Source organism: Corynebacterium lactis RW2-5 (assembly GCF_001274895.1).
GTDB classification, from domain to species: domain Bacteria; phylum Actinomycetota; class Actinomycetes; order Mycobacteriales; family Mycobacteriaceae; genus Corynebacterium; species Corynebacterium lactis.
This window is the reverse complement of record NZ_CP006841.1, coordinates 945,536-962,920: the sequence shown is the minus strand read 5'-3', so window position 1 is coordinate 962,920 and position 17,385 is coordinate 945,536. Positions and strand designations below refer to the sequence as shown.

Annotated in this window: 15 protein-coding genes; 5 read left to right on the top strand and 10 right to left on the bottom strand. The window is 62.6% G+C overall.

All coding sequences use genetic code 11. From position 1 onward, the window contains the following. Positions 1–44 precede the first annotated feature (44 nt). The 6 genes from CLAC_RS04175 to CLAC_RS04155 form a co-directional block, all read right to left on the bottom strand. A complete protein-coding gene (locus CLAC_RS04175) occupies positions 45–920 on the bottom strand; it encodes a methyltransferase domain-containing protein (RefSeq protein WP_053413256.1) in 876 nt (291 codons plus the stop codon). Positions 921–1,089: 169 nt separating this feature from the next. Next, positions 1,090–1,257, bottom strand: a complete 168-nt coding sequence (locus tag CLAC_RS12265) for a DUF3117 domain-containing protein (RefSeq protein ID WP_082313098.1) — start codon at positions 1,255–1,257, stop codon at positions 1,090–1,092. 256 nt (positions 1,258–1,513) lie between these two features. Beyond that, entirely contained in the window at positions 1,514–2,326 is an 813-nt protein-coding gene (folP, locus tag CLAC_RS04170; RefSeq protein WP_053413255.1) for a dihydropteroate synthase, read from the bottom strand. Between the two features lie 58 nt (positions 2,327–2,384). After that, positions 2,385–3,170, bottom strand: coding sequence for an LOG family protein (locus CLAC_RS04165; protein ID WP_053411831.1), 786 nt, complete (start codon positions 3,168–3,170; stop codon positions 2,385–2,387). 54 nt (positions 3,171–3,224) lie between these two features. Then, positions 3,225–4,361: a succinyl-diaminopimelate desuccinylase gene (dapE, locus tag CLAC_RS04160; RefSeq protein WP_053411830.1), complete on the bottom strand. Its 1,137-nt coding sequence runs from the start codon at positions 4,359–4,361 to the stop codon at positions 3,225–3,227. Next, on the bottom strand, positions 4,358–5,245 hold the full coding sequence (locus CLAC_RS04155; protein WP_053411829.1) for a hypothetical protein: 888 nt from the start codon (positions 5,243–5,245) through the stop codon (positions 4,358–4,360). Before CLAC_RS04155 ends, dapE begins: the two co-directional genes overlap by 4 nt. 90 nt (positions 5,246–5,335) lie before the next feature. Here CLAC_RS04155 and CLAC_RS04150 point away from each other — a divergent pair, with 90 nt between their 5' ends. From CLAC_RS04150 to dapD, 3 genes are all read left to right on the top strand, one after another. Then, complete coding sequence (locus CLAC_RS04150; RefSeq protein ID WP_053411828.1) at positions 5,336–6,292, top strand: 2,3,4,5-tetrahydropyridine-2,6-dicarboxylate N-succinyltransferase; 957 nt, start codon at positions 5,336–5,338, stop codon at positions 6,290–6,292. 78 nt (positions 6,293–6,370) lie between these two features. Then, positions 6,371–7,792, top strand: coding sequence for an amino acid permease (locus tag CLAC_RS04145; RefSeq protein ID WP_053411827.1), 1,422 nt, complete (start codon positions 6,371–6,373; stop codon positions 7,790–7,792). Between the two features lie 92 nt (positions 7,793–7,884). After that, positions 7,885–8,856, top strand: a complete 972-nt coding sequence (gene dapD, locus CLAC_RS04140) for a 2,3,4,5-tetrahydropyridine-2,6-dicarboxylate N-succinyltransferase (RefSeq protein ID WP_053411826.1) — start codon at positions 7,885–7,887, stop codon at positions 8,854–8,856. On the opposite strand, the gene CLAC_RS04135 is transcribed toward dapD, so the two are convergent. Then, the gene (locus CLAC_RS04135) at positions 8,857–10,377 is read right to left on the bottom strand and encodes a CdaR family protein (RefSeq protein WP_156324769.1); all 1,521 of its coding nucleotides are present in this window, start codon (positions 10,375–10,377) and stop codon (positions 8,857–8,859) included. 211 nt (positions 10,378–10,588) lie between these two features. On the opposite strand from CLAC_RS04135, the gene CLAC_RS04125 reads away from it, so the two are divergent. After that, positions 10,589–12,643, top strand: coding sequence for a hydantoinase/oxoprolinase family protein (locus tag CLAC_RS04125; protein WP_053411823.1), 2,055 nt, complete (start codon positions 10,589–10,591; stop codon positions 12,641–12,643). Between the two features lie 58 nt (positions 12,644–12,701). Beyond that, entirely contained in the window at positions 12,702–14,708 is a 2,007-nt protein-coding gene (locus CLAC_RS04120) for a hydantoinase B/oxoprolinase family protein (RefSeq protein WP_053411822.1), read from the top strand. Between the two features lie 28 nt (positions 14,709–14,736). On the opposite strand, the gene CLAC_RS04115 is transcribed toward CLAC_RS04120, so the two are convergent. The 3 genes from CLAC_RS04115 to fdxA all read right to left on the bottom strand — a co-directional run bounded on the left by CLAC_RS04115 (position 14,737) and on the right by fdxA (position 17,229). Continuing rightward, positions 14,737–15,597: a pseudouridine synthase gene (locus tag CLAC_RS04115; protein ID WP_245621972.1), complete on the bottom strand. Its 861-nt coding sequence runs from the start codon at positions 15,595–15,597 to the stop codon at positions 14,737–14,739. 115 nt (positions 15,598–15,712) lie between these two features. Next, positions 15,713–16,867, bottom strand: coding sequence for a succinyldiaminopimelate transaminase (dapC, locus tag CLAC_RS04110; protein ID WP_053411820.1), 1,155 nt, complete (start codon positions 16,865–16,867; stop codon positions 15,713–15,715). Positions 16,868–16,905: 38 nt separating this feature from the next. Beyond that, positions 16,906–17,229, bottom strand: coding sequence for a ferredoxin (fdxA, locus tag CLAC_RS04105; RefSeq protein WP_053411819.1), 324 nt, complete (start codon positions 17,227–17,229; stop codon positions 16,906–16,908). Positions 17,230–17,385 lie beyond the last annotated feature (156 nt).

Sequence of the window (17,385 nt, the reverse complement as noted above, 5' to 3'; positions counted from 1 at the left end):
GTCTTTACCGGAGCCGCGCGGCCCCCTCCGGGGCCAAACGAGGCCTAGTCGCACGGACGACCGAGACGCGTAACGTACGCGCGGGCGGTCACGTGCATTTCCGTGGGGAGGGCCGCAATTCGCTCCTGCAGCACCTCCGGGTGAATATGGCGTGCCGACGGGCTCATTCCGATCTGGGTGGCGATAGCCTGCTGGTTCAGATTCATGCCGAACTCGACCAGCTCCGGGTCCCCGACAGGAACCAGGTGCCCCTCGGCCTGAGCAATCATGCGCTCGACCTTGCCGCGCTCCACATCGATAATCCCGAGTGGTTCGCGCAGCTCACCGAGGTGTCCGGTGGTGGCAGTAAGAACAACGACCTGCCCACCGGGCTTGAGCACGCGCGCAAATTCCTCAGCATTGCGCGGGGCAAAGACGACAGTAATCGCGTCGATAGAGTTGTCGCGCAGCGGCAGACGCGCCCACGCGTCAGCTACAACTGCACCCACGCGCGGATGGCTTTTAGCCAGGTGCTTCGCCGCAGGGACGGAAACGTCCAGCCCAACGCCTCGAGAGTTGGCAACACCGTCGAGGGTGTGCGCCAGGTAGTAACCGGTTCCGGCGCCGACCTCGCAAATTACCGGGCTCGCATCCTCTGCGACCCCGGCATCGTCCAGAACATCCTGAACATTGCCGGTGACAGCCTCAACGAAAGGCGCATAGTGCCCGCCCGACAGGAACTCCTCGCGGGCGGTAATCATCTTGGCATCGTCACCCGTGTACCGCAGGCCAGCGCCTCCAGCGAGGGTGACGTAGCCCTGACGGGCAATATCGTAACTATGCCCCGACGCGGACTTCAGAGTGGAACAATCGGAATCACCAAACGCCAAATCAGTGCCGTCAATGGGATCTGCGAGCACATCAATGATGTCAGCGAGCACTTCGACCACTCCTCTTCTCAAGTCTTTTTCAAGGCTAAATAGGGTCACGCGTTAAAAACACGTTCATTAATCTTAACCCGTCTATTGCCTAAGAGGAGAATAAGCCCGCCTATGACTAGCGCCACACTTGGAATCTAGGGGCAAAATCCAGGGCGCCAAACTAGCCGCGCTACTGCACTACCGCGGTTAGCTCCGCACCCAGCTCCTTGGCCTCATCCGGCGTGAGCTCCACCACCAGGCGGCCACCGCCGTCGGCCGGAACCCGCATAACAACCTTCTTACCTTCTTTGACTGCCTCCAGCGGGCCATCGCCGGTGCGCGGCTTCATTGCGGCCATTACAACTCCTTAGTTGTTGACGATGTCGACATCGGCACCAGTGCCGACTCCAACGTCACTCTCAGAAGAATGATTTCTAGAGGGCGTCTCGACTACTCCCTCCATCATAGACTTTTCCGGCAAGTTCAGTTGCCAGAGACTATAAGGGGCACTGAGCGCGCTAAAGAGACTCCAGCCAGGAAAAGAGCTTCCAAAGCCCCAGCCCCAAAAGTAAGGCGACCAGTAGATAAATCGCGATGACAGCCGCAATGAGCATCTAAACTAGCCCCCTCACCGGGTGCAGGGGCTGGAACTTCCCCTCAATCGCGAGCGTCATCCGGCACACGTCGACGGTCTCGGCGACCTGATGCGAGCGAAATACCGCGACGCCAGCTGCCGCCGCGTGCGCGGTAGCGGCCAGGGTTCCGGCCACGCGTTCAGTCAGTGGGCGATCCAGGGTCTCGCCGACAAAGTCTTTGTTGGACAGCGCCATCAGCACCGGCCACCCCGTAGCCACCAGCTCCGAACAGCGCCGAAGCAGCTCGAGTCCGTGGAAGGTGTTCTTACCGAAGTCGTGCGTTGGGTCAATCAGCACCATGTTCTCCGGCACTCCCACGCCTATCGCCCGCTCGGCCAGGCGCCCTGTCTCGGCAATAACGTCTTCGACAACATCGTCATAACGTACGCGAATCGGGTTCGTCCGCGGCAGCGCACCGCCCGTGTGGGAACACACATAACCGACCCGGTGGGCACCTGCGACCTCGACCAATTCGGGATCGTGCCCGGCCCACGTGTCGTTAATCAGGTTCGCGCCGGCGGCAATCGCGGCCTCGCCCACCTCGGCGCGCCAGGTGTCAACGCTGATGTGCAGGTCCGGGTAGCTCTGACGCACCTTCGCGATGGTCGGGACTACTCGGTCAATCTCCTCTGCGACGGTAACCTCCGCCCCAATACCGGCCTTAACGCCACCGATGTCAACGATTTCGGCACCTGCCGCCACGACGGCGTCGACACGCGCCAGGGCTGCATCCTCCGCCGCGGTCGCTCCACGGTCGTAGAAGGAGTCCGGGGTGCGATTGACAATCGCCATCACCGCGGGCACTGCCGAGGACTGGTAGAAGCTATGCACGTCGTCAAGCCTACTTGGACTAGGTCTGCGGCTGCCCGCGGTCAGCGAAGAGTTCGCAGTGCGCCTCGACGATGTAGTCCATGGCCTCCTCGACAGAGTCGGTGAGAAGGAAGATATCCAGATCCGCCTCATCGATCATTCCTTCGGCAACCAGCCGCTCGCGCAGCCAGTCCACCAGACCGGCCCAGTAATCGCGGCCCATAAGCACAATCGGATAGTCGACAATCTTGCCGGTCTGAACCATGACGAGGGCCTCGAAAAGCTCATCGAGCGTGCCGAAACCACCCGGCAGACACACGAACGCCTGCGAGTACTTCAAAAACATGGTCTTGCGCACGAAGAAATAGCGGAAATTCATGCCGAGGTCGACCCAGTCATTCAAGTGCTGCTCATGCGGCAGCTCGATACCGAGCCCAATCGACAGCCCGTCAGCGTCGAAGCAACCACGGTTCGCGGACTCCATTAGCCCCGGGCCGCCGCCGGTAATGGTGGCGTACCCGGCCTTGGCCAGCGCCTGCCCCAACTCGAACCCCCACTGGTAGTAAGGGTGATCCTCTCGAATCCGGGCAGAGCCAAAGACGGTGACCGCCGGCGGAATCTCCGCTAACGCACCGAAGCCGTCGACGAATTCCGACTGAATGCGCAGCACACGCCAGGTATCGGTGTGCAGCCAATCGGTATTCGCGTTGTTATCGAGCAGGCGCCGGTCCGTCGTCGAAGCCTGCGGGGTGCCCTCGTGTCGGATCGCGATGGGGCCGCGCAGGGCACGCTGCTTTTCTGGGGAAGGTGTGCGAACGGGTCTCATACCCTAAAGAATCTATGCCAACCGCCCGGCGCGCGCATTGCGGAAACGTTCCGGCTAGGCCTGCTTCGGCTGTGCGGTGAGATAGCGACGCAAATCCTCCCACAGTGCGCTAATGCAAGCCACTGGAATCTGCTCGTCGACCTTGTGGCAGTACGCCGGGTCGCCCGGTCCGAAGTTCACCGCGGGAATGCCCAGCGCCGAAAAGCGCGCCACGTCGGTCCAGCCAAATTTTGGCTTGACGACGCCGCCCGCCACCTCAACTAGCTCCTGCGCCGCGGCGGCATGCAGGCCCGGCAGGGCTCCGGGGCTGACGTCCTCGACGTCCACAGTCAGGTCCTCTGCGGCAAACTCGTCGAGCCCTAATACCTCGCGGAAGTGCGCCATCGCGTCTTCAGCACTACGGTTCGGTGCGAAGCGGAAGTTCACCTTCATCACGGCGACATCCGGCAGCGTGTTGGTGGCCACGCCGGACTCCAGGTGGACCACGTTGAGGCCCTCCCGGTACTCGAGACCGTCAATATCTACGGTGTCTGCCTGGTAAGCAGCGATGCGGGTAAGAATCGGCGCCAACTTGTGCGCCGCGTTATCGCCGAGCCAGCCTCGGGCCGAGTGCGCCCGGGTTCCGTGCGCGGTCAGCCGCAGGCGAATCGAGCCCTGACAGCCCGCTTCGATGACGTTGCCACTCGGCTCGCCCAATAGCGCCACGTCGCCGACCAACAGCTCGGGATGCGATTCCGACAGGTGACGCAGGCCGTTGAACTCGGAGGCGACCTCTTCGCATTCGTACATAATCAGCGTCAGGTCGCGCTGCAGCTCATCGCTTGTGGCGAGCTCGGCGAAAGCGTGCAGGTAGACTGCGTCTCCGCTCTTCATATCCACCGTGCCGCAGCCGAAGAGGGAGTCCTCCCCGCGATCGCTGACAATCCTCCGCGAAGGCACGTTGTCCGCCGTCGGCACCGTATCGAGGTGTCCGGCCAGGATGACGCGCTGCGGCAGTCCCCGGTGCGTCCGCGCAATGACGTTGTTGTCGATTCGAAGCACCTCAATCGAAGAGTCGGCTTCCGCGATCTTGTGCAGGGCCTCCTCAACTGCATCAGCGATTTCCCTCTCGTTATGCGAGACGGATTCAATGTCCACCAGCGCGGCGGTCAGGTCAATAGGGTCTGCGTGTAAATCTAAAAAGGTGCTCACATCCCACCAGCGTACAAACCATTGTGCGCGAGCGAAACCAAAATCTTGTGGTGGATATGCGCTGCGCGTCCGGTCACCGCGTCACCGTTAGCGGGCGCCCCGCCTCCCAGGAAGGTCGCCAGGTCATGGGGCTCGGTCAGCGAAATTGAGCTCCTGCCCGGCGCCGCTTCCTCGAGGCCTTCCGCCAGCTCGAACGCGCGCATCTTCGTTCCCTCCGGTAGCACCTGGACGAGAATCTCCTCCGCGCTCACCCCGGTCGCTGCATGCGCCCCGTCGCTTGCCGACGCCCCCTCAGCACCGTGTGCTGCCCCGGCCCCTGGGCCGTAAACCACGGCCACGCGCGAGCCATAGACGGCCAGAACCGGGCGCGCTTCGTTCGTGCTGACGATAACGGTCGAGCCCGCCAAAGGCTTCGCCACGGCTGCGACAATCTTTGCCGTCGCATGTGGAGTCGGAGTCGGCGTGGGGTCGACGTCCCGTCGGTAAGCGGGGCGAAGCGTGCGGGCGAGGTCCCCTAGCTCGTCGCGTTCCCAGAGCGGGAGGGCATCGATACGAGATTCCTGGCGGCGGGTGCGGCGCTCGACGACGGCGCGAGTGGCGATTCCAGCGGCGAGGCCCACGGCCACGGATGCGGCCAGAGAGGTGAATACAAATCCGGTAGCGAGATACGCGGCAGCGGCGGCAACCAGCACGCCGAACAGCCCAATCGGCATCGCGCGAGGAGGAAGGGTGAAACCGCTAGCGCCGACGGCGGCCACGGTCCAGACACACAAAAGGGCGAGCCCAAGGTAGAACAAGGCGCCGAAGTCCAGCACAAGACCCAAAAACGCGATGGCGACCGCGGCGATGAAGCTCCCAATCAGCCAGTACTTGAACTGATTCATTGCGGCCGCTCGCCTTACCTTTTGTGCATCCTGCTGCACGCCCCGTTACCTTTCGCGAAAATCTGACACGACCAAGTAGTATTAAGAATCATGATTACATCTGGTGCTGTTGCTACGGGAATCGCCAATATCGCAATGGACGGCACGGTCCTCGATACCTGGTATCCGGCACCGACACTCAGCGAAGATGTCGCGGTCTCCGAAACTCGGCGACTGGGCGCACACGATCTCACTCCGCAGCTTCTGCGCCAGGTCATCCTCGACGAGGATCGCCGGGTCGAGCAGGTCGCGGTGCGCACTAGCATCGAGGACCTGTCGAAGCCGGCGATCGACGCCCACGACGCCTACCTGCGCCTGCATCTACTTTCGCACCGCCTGGTCAAGCCGCACACGATTAATACGACGGGGCTCTACGAACTGCTCAACGTTGTCGCGTGGACCAACAAGGGCCCGTGTTTGCCCGACAACTTCGAACAAATCCGCACGCACCTGCGCGTCCGCGGCCTGATTCACGTCTACGCCATAGACCGCATGCCCCGTATGGTCGACTACGTCCTGCCCAGTGGCGTGCGCATTGCGGAGGCCGAGCGGGTGCGCCTCGGCGCGTACCTGGCGCCCGGAACGTCCGTGCTGCGCGAGGGCTTTGTTTCCCTAAACTCCGGCTCCCTGGGGCCGTGCAAGATTGAGGGCCGCCTGTCCTCCGGCGTTGTTATTGGAGCGCACACCAAGATCGGCCTGTCCAGCTCCATCTCGGCATCTCATGACAAGGACGGCAATCGCCTCCCGGTCACCATCGGCGAGCGCTGCCACATCGATATTGCGGCGGGAACGGTTGGTGTCAACCTTGGCAACGACTGCGTGATTGACAAGACGATTCTGATCGCGAAGAACACCCCAATCGACATTCCCGCGGAGAATCGCCGCATCCAGGCATGGGAAATTTCCGGGCGCGATCAGATGCACTTCTACCACCACCCGGACCACTCCGCCGTGTGCATGCGTCGCACCGAGCTGACCTCACCGAACGGCGCACTTCCCGCCACCTAAGAATTTCCTTTTAGGTTAATGGGGGTAATCTCAGATTGCGTTTATCGCCCCTGGTTATCGCACGGTAGAGTTTTCGCCATGACCGAATCGCAACAGACCTCCACCACCGGAGAGGCAACCCAGCTGGGCAAGGGACTGCAGGTGCGTCACTTGACCATGATGGGCCTCGGCTCCGCCATCGGCGCCGGCCTCTTCCTGGGCACCGGCGTCGGAATTAAGGCCGCAGGCCCCGGCGTCCTCATTTCTTATGTCATTGCCGGCATCATCGTCGTGCTCGTTATGCAGATGCTCGGCGAGATGTCCGCCGCCCGCCCGGCCTCGGGCTCCTTCTCCACTTATGCCGAGATGGCCTTCGGTTCCTCTGCGGGCTTCGTCCTCGGTTGGCTCTACTGGTTCATGCTGATCATGGTCCTCGGCGCGGAAATCACCGGTGCCGGCGCAATCATGGGCGCTTGGTTCGGTGTGCCCGGCTGGATCCCGGGCCTGATTTGCGTCGTTTTCTTCGCAGTCGTCAACTTGGCCAACGTGCGCGGATTCGGCGAGTTCGAGTTCTGGTTCGCATTCATTAAGGTCGCCGTCATTATCGCCTTCCTGGTCATTGGCCTCCTGATTTTCCTGGGGCTGATTCCGGGCACCACCTTCGTCGGTTCCACCCACATCGCGCAGTCCGGCTTCCTGCCGAACGGCACCTCCGGCATCGCCGCAGGCCTGCTCGCGGTGGCGTTCGCATTCGGCGGCATCGAGATCGTCACCATCGCAGCTGCGGAGGCCGACGACCCGCGCCGCTCCATCGCAGCGGCCGTCCGCTCGGTCATCTTCCGCATCTCGGTGTTCTACCTCGGCTGCGTGATGGTCATCATCCTGCTGCTGCCGTACTCGCAGATTGACGGCGCTGACAGCGCCGCCCAGTCCCCGTTCACGCTGGTCCTCCAGCAGGCGAACATCCCGGGCGTCGTCGGCTTCATGGAAGCCATCATCGTCCTGGCGCTGCTCTCCGCGTTCAACGCGCAGATTTACGCCTCCTCCCGCCTGGTGTACTCCATGTCCACCCGCGGCGAGGCCCCGCGCTTCTTCGCTCTGACCAACTCCTCCGCCGTGCCGAATCGCGCCGTCATCATGTCGATGGTCTTCGCGTTTATCTCGGTCGGCTTGCAGGTCATTTTTGACGGCTCGAGCGTCCTAATCTTCCTGCTCAACGCGGTCGGCGGCTGTCTGCTGGTCATCTGGCTGGTCATCGCACTGTCGGAGATCAAGCTGCGCCCGCAGATGGAAGCCAACGGCGAGCTCTCCGTCCGCATGTGGGGCTACCCTGTTTTGTCCTGGGTCGCCGTTGTCCTGATCCTCGGCCTGGGTGTCGTGATGCTTACCGACGAAAGCGCTCGCCAGCAGGTCATTGCCGTGCTGTGTGTGACCGCGTTCCTCGCCATCGTCGCAGCCCTGACCAAGAAGGGCCGTGCTGCTGCTCGCGAGTCCGTCTCCACCACTGACGGCGAGGTCTAGGGCGCGCAGGCGCCGCTACAGCCCCTCCCCGTCCCCACCCGTTTATCGGGTTGGTTTACCTCACTGAGAAAAAGGCCGGTAGCCTGGGTTCCATGAATTTTGGAGCACAAGCTATCGGCCTTGCCACTTATCACAACGACACCGTCCTGGATGTTTGGTTCCCAGCACCCGAACTCCTAGAGGAAGGCTCAGCCACTAACACCGCCACCGGCGCCCTCGACGCTAGCGAGCTTCCGGAGGAGCTGTATTACCTCGCCGATCTCGCCGTCGCAGACGCCGACCGCGGCACCACTCGCCGCGTGGTCAGCGCTACCATCGCCTCGCTCGCCGACGCACCTGTGGACGCTATCGACGCCTACCTGCGCCTGCACCTGCTCTCTCACCGCCTGGTGGTTCCGAACAGCATCAGCCTCGAGGGTGTCTTCGGCAAGCTGAGCAACGTCGTGTGGACCAACTTCGGCCCCTGCGCAGTCGAGGGCTTCGAGGTCACCCGAGCCAAGCTCTCCCGCCGCGGCCAGGTCACCGTCTACTCCATCGACAAGTTCCCGCGCATGGTCGACTACGTCACCCCGACCGGTGTCCGCATCGGCGACGCCGACCGCGTGCGCCTAGGCGCCCACCTGGCCGAGGGCACCACGGTCATGCACGAGGGCTTCGTCAACTTCAACGCCGGTACCCTGGGCAACTCCATGGTCGAGGGCCGCATCTCCCAGGGCGTCATCGTCGACGACGGCTCCGACATCGGCGGCGGTGCCTCCATCATGGGCACCCTCTCCGGCGGCGGCAAGGAGGTCGTTTCCGTGGGCAAGCGCTGTCTGCTTGGCGCCAACGCCGGCTTGGGTATTTCGCTTGGCGACGACTGTGTGCTCGAAGCTGGCCTGTACGTCACCGCAGGAACCAAGTGCCAGGTTCACTTGGACGGCGTCACCAAGACCATCAAGGCCAAGGAGCTCTCCGGCGGCTCGAACATGCTCTTCCGCCGCAACTCCCTTAGCGGCGCGGTAGAGGTCGTGCCGTGGGCAGCTGAGAAGGTTCAGCTCAGCGCAGAACTGCACGCGAACTAGTTACTCTTCTCCGGCATTGAATTTGCTGGTACGCGCACCCGCCGTGAAGTACCAGAGCTCGATGTCGGACGCTTTGAGCACCCCATCACCCAGCAGCGCCGCCTGACGGTTGCGCACGGTGTTGGGGTGCACCTGCATGCGCTTCGCCACCCGCCGGACGTCAAAGCTCTCCTCCACCAGCGCGGAGGCGAACCGTCCCCCGTCGGCAATTGAGCCCACTTTCTGCTCCACTGCAGCGGCAAGTGAGCGCGCGGCGGCATCGTCGAGGGCGCCAACGGCTTTAACGAGGGGCCGGCAGCGCTCGAAGTGAGCGGGGATGTTGGGCGCGTCGGAAAGCGAGGCGGCGAGTTTGGCAAGACGCGCCTGCCTGTACAAACAGGAACCCAGGTCAACTGATGTGGCGAGGCCGGAAATTCCCACTGGGCTGGGCAGTGCCGCGCACAGCGACTCCAGTGCGCCCTCGTTTGGCTGCTCGGCTACAACAAGGACGAGTGTCCGCTCCAGGGACGAGACAACGACCGGAAGTTTGTTATTTGCCGCCCGCTCCAAAGCCTCGACGGCGATACCGGGATCGGTTGCAACCACGCCTTGCCCGGCAACAACGACCCGGTAGCCCGCACCTCTGGAGAAACCGCGGGAGATCATCTGGAGCTCGAGTCTCTCGGGGTCGGAGGTGCCGTATGCCAGCTCGGAGACCACCCTCGAGTCGCGGAGTTGCTCCGCCCGGGAGTGCTGTTGCCGGGAACGGGCAGCCACTTTGAGTAGCTGGATTAGCGCCGAGGCTACCGGCGCGGACTGTGCCACATAATCGCTTGCGCTGGCGGCTCGTTTGCCCAGCACAAGCCAATACCCGCTGCCAAGGCTCCACGAGGTCAACTCCGGCTCAACGGGAAAGGCGCTGAGTAGCCATCGGCCGATGCTGAACTGGCGCATACGCGGCTCAGCTCCGCGAACAGTGCGCTCAATGGTCCTCACCGGCAGCTCCCCGACGCTGGCGACGATTTCCCCATCCTGCGAAATCACCAGGCCGACATTTGTTGTGATTTCGGAGTATTTCGTCAGCAGTGACTGCTCCGGCGCTTTGCTGGCGAGCGACTCGGCGAGCACCCCGAGCGCGTTTAGCCTCCGCCACGCACGGGTATCGGTGCGAGCGCTGTTTAACCCCTGCACCAGGGAAATCAGCTCCCTCGGGGTAACCTGCGACGGCACGTGAATCAGTGGCAGGCCGAGGCTCTCCGCCGTGGCTTCGACCTGGGCCGACGGCGAGTGACTGCGGCACAGCACGGCCGCGGCATCGCTGCATTGCCGCAGCAGCGTGTGGATCGAGGTGGTGTCGGCGTCGTCAGGCGAGGGCGCTCGGCCGGTGTTGAGGGAGCCGGGGCTGGTGAGGTCGACAAGTACGAGCCACCCGGCGATGTCGCCATCACCGACGCGGCACAGCCCCTCGGCCTGGATGCTGCGGGGCCTGCCAACCGGGCGCAGCCGTGGCTCGGCGAGGAGGATATCTTGTACGTCGAACACAAAAACCTTTCGGCAGACAAAGTTTCTTAGTGGAAAATTTTAGGCCCACGGCGTGCCGTTTTGTGCGATTTCACAAGAATTTTCGTTCTACTTGTGTGAGAAAACATTGCGACCTGAGTCACAATTTTTGGAGAGTTAACGGCAACGTTGTCACCGCTTCGAAGACAACGAGAAGCGAACGCTCTCCGACCCGAAAGGCCGCACAGCGCCCATGACGAACCCCGAGAAACGATTCCGAGTCGCCGTCGATGTCGGCGGAACCTTCACCGACGTCGCCATCGTCGACACCAAGACGCACGACCTCAAGGTCGCAAAGGTTCCCTCCACCCCCGACGATCCAATGCGTGCAGTGATGAACGGCATCACCCAGGCTGACGTCGAGCTTCCCGCTGTCAGCGGGCTCAGCCACGGCACTACAGTTGCGACGAACGCACTGATTACCCGCAACTTCCCGCGCGCTGCGCTGATAACCACCACCGGCTTCCGCGATGTTCTGGAGATCCGCGACGGCACGAAGGACGAGCTCTGGGATGCCTACGAGGACGTCGGAGACCCATACATCCGTCGTCGCGACCGCTACGAGGTCGACGAGCGCATCGATTACGACGGCGTAGTCGTCCACCCTCTGGATGAGGAGCACGCCCGCAAGGTCGCGAAGACCCTGGCCCGCAAAGAAATTGAGACTGTTGCCGTCTGTTTCATTAACGCCCACGCAAACAACACCCACGAGGAGCGGATGGCCGAGATTCTACGGGAGGAAATCCCAGGAATCGCGGTGTCGACCTCCTCCGAGATCCTCCCCGAGATTTTCGAGTACGAGCGCTTCTCCACCACCGTCTCCAACGCCGTCCTCGCTCCGCTGGTCTCCGGGTACGTCAACCGCCTGAGCACTCAGCTTGCCGACGGCGGCTACGAATCCGACCTCCTACTGCTCCACTCCGGCGGTGGCTCCATGACTCCTCAGATGGTCACCAAGTACCCGGTACGCCTGGCTGCATCGGGAATCGCAGCAGGTGCCATCGCGGTGCAGGACATCGCCACCCGCTGCGGCTACGCCAATGCCATCGGCCTGGAAATGGGAGGCACTTCGACCGATATTTCCCTGGTCTACCAGGGCGATATCCGCATTACCAAGCAGTGGCAGGTCGAGTACGGCTTCCCCATCACCTTCCCTTCCATCGAGGTTCTGACAATCGGCGCCGGCGGCGGCTCGCTCGCCTGGATTGACGACGCGGGTTCCCTGCGCAACGGCCCCCAGTCCGCCGGAGCCGACCCCGGACCCGTCTGCTACGAGCGCGGAGGCACCGACGCCACTAATACCGACGCCAACGTTGTGCTGGGCAGGCTCGGCACCGAACTCATCGGCGGCGCGCTGAAGCTGAATAAGTCCAAGGCCGAAGAATCAATCGTCTCGACCGTAGCCGAGCCTCTCGGGCTCGGTTTGGAAGAGGCGGCGGAAAATGTCATCCAGGTCGCCAACGCCAACATGGCGGACGCAGTGCGTCTGCTGTCCATCCGCCGAGGCTACGATCCCCGTGACTTCGTCCTCGTCGTCGGCGGTGGTGCCGGAGCCCTGCACGGCGCCGAGGTCGCCCGCGAGTTGTCCATCCCGACTGTTGTAATCCCGCCACACCCGGGCGTCACTTCCGCCCAGGGCTGCCTTCTGGTCGACATCCGTCACGACCTGAGCCGCATGTACCAGTCCTCCGTCGACGATATCGACCCTGCTGACCTGAAGAAGCAGTTCAAGGAGCTCATCGCCGAAGCCAAGGACCGGCTCCGCCACGAGGGTATCCCCGAGGAACGCATGAAGTTCGAGCCGACCGCCTCCATCCGCTACCGCGGCCAGTGGCGTTCGCTGACAATTAAGCTTCCCGAATCCGACAATCCTCTCGATGATGCCATCGCCCTCTTCCACGAGGAGCACGAGCGCGAGTACTCCTTCGCCGACAAGAACAAGCCGGTCGAGTTCTACCAAATCGGTCTCACAGCAATCGGCGAGATTGAAAACCCGCCCTTCGCCCACTTCGACGTCGAGCCGCACGATGCGGCGAAGCCGGAGCGCACCCGTAACGTCTACTTCTCCTCTGCAGACGGCTGGCAGGACACTCCCGTTTACGACCGCAAGGAGCTCACCTCCGGCGCCCGCCTGAACGGCCCCGCCATCATCGACCAGCTCGACGCAACCACCGTCGTCCCGCCAGGAGACGCCGCGGAAATAGACGAATGGGGCAATATCCGAATCCACATCGGCAAGGCCAGTTAGACAGCTTTTCCCTACTCCCGCTCACTTTTTCCGCTTCCCAACGCGATAAGGACCAACTATGGCAACCCCGAACGGCGATATCGCCAATAACGCCAACAGCAGGCGAACACTCGACCCAGTTACTTTCGAGGTGCTCAAGAACGCATTCGCGACCTCGGTAAACCTCATGAGTGAGCAGATTCTCCGCACCTGCTACTCCTTCGTCATCTATTCGCGCGACTTCTCCTCCGCCCTTTGCGACGCCCACGGCAACACGGTCATGCAAGGCGACCAGGACATCGCAGTCCACGTCGGCACCCTTCACTTCCAGTGTCAGGCAGTACTCGAGGAGTTCGGCGATGATATCCACCCCGGCGACGTGTTCTGTGTCAACGACCCCTACCGCGGCGGCACACACATGAACGATGTCTCCTTCCTCCGCCCCATTTTCTGGGAGGGCGAGCTGCTCGCCTTCGCCCAGAACAAAGGTCACTGGGCGGACGCGGGCGGAACCGTGCCGGGATCCTTCGATGTCTCCGCGACCGACTACTTCTCCGAGGGTCTTCGCATCACCCCGATTCGAGTTTGGAGCCAGGGCACATTCCTGCACGATATCGCTAAACTCTTGGCCGCAAACACCCGCAGCCCCGAGATCATCATCGGCGACCTGCGAGCCCAGGCCGAGGCCACCGCGGTCTGCGAACGAGAGATTCACCGCCTCGTCGAAAAGTACGGTGTGGACACAATCCGCACGGCCCTCCGCGAGGTGCAGGACTACGTCGAAGACATCGTCACCTCCCGCGTCGCAGAGCTTCCCGACGGCGAGTGGTCCACGGTCGACTACCTGGACCTCGACCCCGCCAAGGAGGAGGGACTAGTTCCAATCAAGGTCACCATGCGGATTTCCGGCGACCGAATCTCCTATTCCCTCGACGGGTCCGCTCCTGCAGTGGCCAGCTTCCTCAATGCCGGCTACGGATCGGCATTCTCCGGAATCGTCGCAGGCACCAAGACCTTCTTTCCCGATGTTCCCCTGAACTCCGGCCTGTACCGCGCAATGGACGTGGACCTGGGCCCCGAGGGGACCGTCGTCAATGCGGGTATCCCCCACGCAGTTACTGGATTCTGTTCCGGGCCGTACGAGAAGATTATGAACGCTGTATTCGAGATTTGGTCACAGCTCTTCGAAGAGCGGGCCCTGGCTTGCTCCTTCAACCTCGAGTACCTTCTCATCGGCGGCCAGGACACCCGCAACGCAGTGGACGCGGCAGATCGCGGCGATTTCTTCATGTGGTACGACTGGATGGCCGGCGGCTGGGGTGGGCGCACCGACCGCGACGGGTCCAGCGCCACAGCCCCAGTGTTCGGGCCGGGCCTGGCAGTCCAACCGGTTGAGGCGCAGGAGAGGCTTTCCCCTGTGCTGACCAGTCACCACAGCCTCGTTACCGACTCGGCGGGCCCCGGCGAATTCCGCGGCGGTGTCGGCGTATCCAAGGGCGGCGTGCTCACCGACTGCTCTCAGACCGTCATGAGCTACTGCTGTGACCGATCGCGCTCGGTGACCTGGGGAATCCAGGGTGGCCTGCCGTCCATCCCGCACGGCGTCTGGCTGAACCGAGGCACCGATGACGAGCGCTTCCTGGGCGCGGTGTTCTCCAACGAGACCGTAACCGCGGGCGACGCCTTCGAGCGCCCAGCCGCCGGTGGCGGCGGGTACGGCGATCCGCTCAAACGCGATATCAATGCCGTGCTCGAGGACGTCATCGACGAGTATGTCTCCGTAGACCGGGCTGCGAAAGACTACGGTGTCGTCATCCGAGCAATCGATCCGGAAATCGATCACTACGAGGTCGACGAAGCCGCCACCACCGAACTGCGCGAGAAGTTGCGGATTACTCGCAAGGAACTACTGGCTTCCGATCCCGAGCAGGTTGCAAAACGCTTCCGCGACGGTGAGCTGGATACCCTGGATCTGATTCGTCAGTACGGCGTCATCCTCGACTGGTCCAACGGCGAACTGCTACCGAACACCACTGCGCAGTTCCGCGAGCAGCTCCAGCGGCGCTCCGCACAGCACTGGGACTAGCCCTCTTAGCTAAAGAGAAAACAGAAGCCTAGTCCTGCGACAGCGCTTCTTCCGCCCGGTACAAATCCCGACCGGTGCGGAAGGAGCGCTTATCGCCTGTAATTGGGTCAGTGAAGGATAGCCCCACTGCCAGAAGACGCAGCTGCGGGGCCAAAGCGTAGTTGCGCTCTCCAGCCTTACCCTCCCGGTCCGACCGTCCCGACCGGCCCGCCAAAAGATTGCCACTCTGTGCTTTCACCGTGGCACCATAGGTGTCCTCGCCGAGAATTGGATAGTCGAGCCAATCCATCGTGGCGCGCAGCTGATGCGTGCGGCCCGTGTGAGGCTGTAACCGCCAGTGCCCGACCTGCATCAGCGTGCCGCAGCTGCCGCAGGAACAACCCACGTTATGGGCCCCAGTGCCGCCGAGGCAGTCGCCGATATCGGCAGTGATGGGCCCCAGAAAAGTCACCGTAGTGTGTGCGGGCCGAGCCCCCTCATCGTCGGCTCCCACAACTTTCACACCAGGTTTTCCCGGATTGTCGTGCAGGAAAATCTCAATCTCACGCGACTCACCCGGCGCCCAATCGTCCGGCATCACCGTCAGCGCCTGGTATTCCTTTTCAATCGCGCAGTCCTGGAAAAGCTGCTGATATGCGCCCCGCGTTTCCGGGTTTCGGGACAGCAGCAACAGCCCTGAAGTCATCATGTCCAGACGATGCACTGCGACGATTTCGGGTTCTCCCAGCTTTCGCCGCAGCCGCTCCTGGACCGTATTGGCGACAATCCTGCCGTTCGGCGTCGACGGCAAAAACGGTGGCTTGTCCGCCACGAAAAACTCGTCCGTCTGCGCCACAATCACCGGCTCGAAGGGGATGTAGCCCTCCGCGTCGTGCGCGTCCTGGCTCACCTGGGCGGCACTTCTGTCCCGTGCCTGCCCCCACCACGGATCGCGATTGCCAGCAGCCCTGCCCAACGAACCAGTTCCTCCTACAACACAGCGCGAACAACGCGCGCAAACAACGCTACTGGCGGATGCGCTTCGCAGCCGACTCCACCGCATCCGTAGTCGCGGTCAGGCCGACACGGACATGCTTGGCGCCCTTCGGCCCGTAGAACTCTCCTGGGGCCACCAAAATTCCCCGCTCAGCCAGCCAGTTCAGGGTCGCCCGGCAATCCTCGCCACGAGTTGCCCATAGGTACAGGCCCGCCTCCGAGTCATCAATACGGAAATCCGCGGACTCCAGGGCCTGCTTCAACGCAGCCCGGCGCTTGCAGTAGAGCTCCTTCTGCTCGGCTTCGTGAGCATCGTCGGAAAGCGCGGCGACGGTGGCATGTTGAATCGGCCCCGGCATCATAAGCCCCGCGTGACGACGCACGGATAGTAGCTCGGCAATCAAATCGGAATCGCCGGCGAACCAACCGGAACGATAAGATGCCATATTCGAGGTCTTGGACAGTGAATGAATCGCGAGCAGGTTGGTGAAATCGCCATCGCAAACGCGCGGGTCCAGGATGCTGACCGGCTCGGCCTCCCAGCCCAGACCCAGGTAGCACTCGTCGGAGGCGACGATGACGCCGCGCTCGCGCGCCCACGACACAACCTTGCGCAGGTGCTCCACGCCCAGCACCTTGCCGTTCGGGTTACCCGGGGAGTTAATAAACAGCAGGCTCGGGGTCGAGGGAGCAATTTGCGTCAGGGAATCAGCGCGCACTAGCTCCGCGCCGGCCAGCTTTACGCCGACCTCGTAGGTCGGGTAGGAAAGCTCCGGGATGACCACCGTGTGCCCCTCCCCGATTCCGAGTAGGAAAGGAAGCCAAGCAATCGCTTCCTTCGTGCCGACGACGGGTAGAACGTTGCCGCCCTTTAGCGCTGCGGACAGCCCCGTTACGGAAAAGCGCCGCTCCATCGCGTCAACGATGGCCTGCCGCAGCTGCGGCGTTCCCGCCGTCGCCGGGTAGCCCGGCTCCTCTGCGTGGTCCGCCAACGCCGTGCGAATCAGAGGTGCGACCTCGTCGACCGGGGTTCCGACCGACAGATTCACAATGCCTTCCGGGTGCGCGGTGGCGATGGCCTTGGCGTCGGCAAGCGAATCCCACGGAAACTGCGGGAGACGGGAGCCTGGGGTGACGCGGGCACGAGCGCGGCCGCGGACGGAGTCGGATGCGGAATTGGTCACGGCGAAAGCCCTCCCCGGGGGACGAAATTACTGAAAGACTAGTCCTCTGCCTGTGGCGGCAGAGCCTCAATGAACGGCACGTCGAAGTCCTGTGGGCCAAGCTTGGCTGCACCGCCCGGGGAGCCGAGCTCATCGAACCAGTCCACGTTGGCGTCGATGTACTCGATCCACTCGTCCGGAACATCGTCTTCGTAGAAGATTGCCTCGACTGGGCAAACGGGCTCACAAGCGCCGCAGTCCACGCACTCATCCGGGTGGATGTAGAGCATTCGCTTGCCCTCGTAGATGCAGTCGACCGGGCACTCTTCAACACATGCGCGGTCCAGAACGTCGACACATGGCTGCGCGATAATGTACGTCATAGTTAGGTTCTAAAACCTTTCACAACATAAGAACATGGGATCTTCGGCTAACTTTCGATTATGCCACCCGGCCGTAAAACCTCGAGCTGCGCCAGCCGCTGAGAATTGGCAGGAACTCAAATATAGACAGAGCGGTATATTCTGGTTGGGAGTCTA

Bases quoted from the DNA above. Each gene is read 5' to 3' on its own strand.
- dapD (WP_053411826.1), top strand. From the start codon at position 7,885: ATGAATTTTGGAGCACAAGCTATCGGCCTTGCCACTTATCACAACGAC.
- CLAC_RS04125 (WP_053411823.1), top strand. From the start codon at position 10,589: ATGACGAACCCCGAGAAACGATTCCGAGTCGCCGTCGATGTCGGCGGA.
- CLAC_RS04155 (WP_053411829.1), bottom strand. From the start codon at position 5,245: ATGAATCAGTTCAAGTACTGGCTGATTGGGAGCTTCATCGCCGCGGTC.
- CLAC_RS04120 (WP_053411822.1), top strand. From the start codon at position 12,702: ATGGCAACCCCGAACGGCGATATCGCCAATAACGCCAACAGCAGGCGA.
- CLAC_RS12265 (WP_082313098.1), bottom strand. From the start codon at position 1,257: ATGGCCGCAATGAAGCCGCGCACCGGCGATGGCCCGCTGGAGGCAGTC.
- folP (WP_053413255.1), bottom strand. From the start codon at position 2,326: ATGGCGATTGTCAATCGCACCCCGGACTCCTTCTACGACCGTGGAGCG.
- CLAC_RS04145 (WP_053411827.1), top strand. From the start codon at position 6,371: ATGACCGAATCGCAACAGACCTCCACCACCGGAGAGGCAACCCAGCTG.
- CLAC_RS04165 (WP_053411831.1), bottom strand. From the start codon at position 3,170: ATGAGACCCGTTCGCACACCTTCCCCAGAAAAGCAGCGTGCCCTGCGC.
- CLAC_RS04150 (WP_053411828.1), top strand. From the start codon at position 5,336: ATGATTACATCTGGTGCTGTTGCTACGGGAATCGCCAATATCGCAATG.
- fdxA (WP_053411819.1), bottom strand. From the start codon at position 17,229: ATGACGTACATTATCGCGCAGCCATGTGTCGACGTTCTGGACCGCGCA.